1 protein-coding gene and 1 pseudogene are annotated in these 1,009 nt (G+C 67.4%); both read left to right on the top strand.

What is annotated here, in order from left to right; translation table 11 throughout:
* Positions 1-417: pseudogene (locus tag D7318_RS32325) on the top strand (gfo/Idh/MocA family oxidoreductase); the annotation flags it as partial.
* Positions 414-1,009, top strand: a 596-nt coding sequence (locus D7318_RS32320) for a DUF6807 domain-containing protein (protein WP_183091724.1), incomplete at its 3' end; no start/stop codon positions are given. The pseudogene D7318_RS32325 and the gene D7318_RS32320, both read left to right, overlap by 4 nt.

Raw genomic sequence — 1,009 nt, 5'->3', positions numbered from 1 at the left:
GCGGTGGCGACGGTGGTCAACAGTGTGTTGTCGCCTGATGAGGTCAGCCGGATACGTGTGGACTGTGCGGAGGCGACGGTGGAGTTGACGCATCTGTACGGGCATCGGAATGAGGACTGGGTGTATACCCCGCGTCGTGGGTTGGTGGATGAGGGGCGGGTGGCGCGTTGGCGGGCGCCTGCCGTGGATCTGCCGAGTTCGCACGCGGCGCAGTTGGGTGGTTTGTTGGACGCGTGGGGGCGGGGTGAGCGGCCGCCGGGGAGTGGGGTGGAGGCGCGTCGGACGGTGGAGTTCGCGGCGGCGTTGTACAAGGCGGCCTTCACGGGTCGTCCGGTGTTGGCGGGGGAGATCGTGCCTGGTGATGCGTTCTATGAGGCGATGCACGGCAACCATCCGGATTGGAGTCCTGTCCGATGACGATTGAGGTCACGCACGCTGTGGGTGAGCGGGTCACGGTGGCGGCTGGCGGCGTTGAGCTGCTGAGCTATGTGTATCGGCCGGATCGGGATCCGTTCGAGTCGCGTAAGCCTTATGTCCATCCGTTGCGGACCCTGGCGGGGAATCCGGTCTCGGGGTATCGGCCCAACGATCATCGTTGGCACAAGGGTCTTCAGATGACCGCGAGTCATCTGTCGGGGCAGAACTTCTGGGGCGGCAATTCCTATCTCGGCCCCGATCAGGGGTATCGGCGGGTGCCTGAGCGGGTCGGGTCGATGCGGCACGACGCGTTCGCCGAGCTCACGGCCACCGGCGACCGGTTCGGGCTGGTCGAGGACTTGACGTGGGTGGCGAACGGTGGTGCGGAGTGGGCCGGTGAGCGGCGTGGCATCGCGGTGCACTCGGTCGATGCGGCTTCCGGGTCGTGGGCGTTGGACTGGTCGATCCGGCTGACCAACGTGCGGGGTGAGCCGTTGCGTTTCGGGTCCCCGACCACGGCGGGGCGGGAGATGGCGGGCTATACCGGGCTTCAGTGGCGCGGCCCGCGCGACTTCACCGGCGGCCAGGTCCT

Source organism: Streptomyces radicis (assembly GCF_003626575.1).
GTDB classification, from domain to species: Bacteria; Actinomycetota; Actinomycetes; order Streptomycetales; family Streptomycetaceae; genus Streptomyces; species Streptomyces radicis.
Note: the sequence above shows the minus strand (reverse complement) of the source record. Positions and strands in the feature narration are given on the sequence as shown.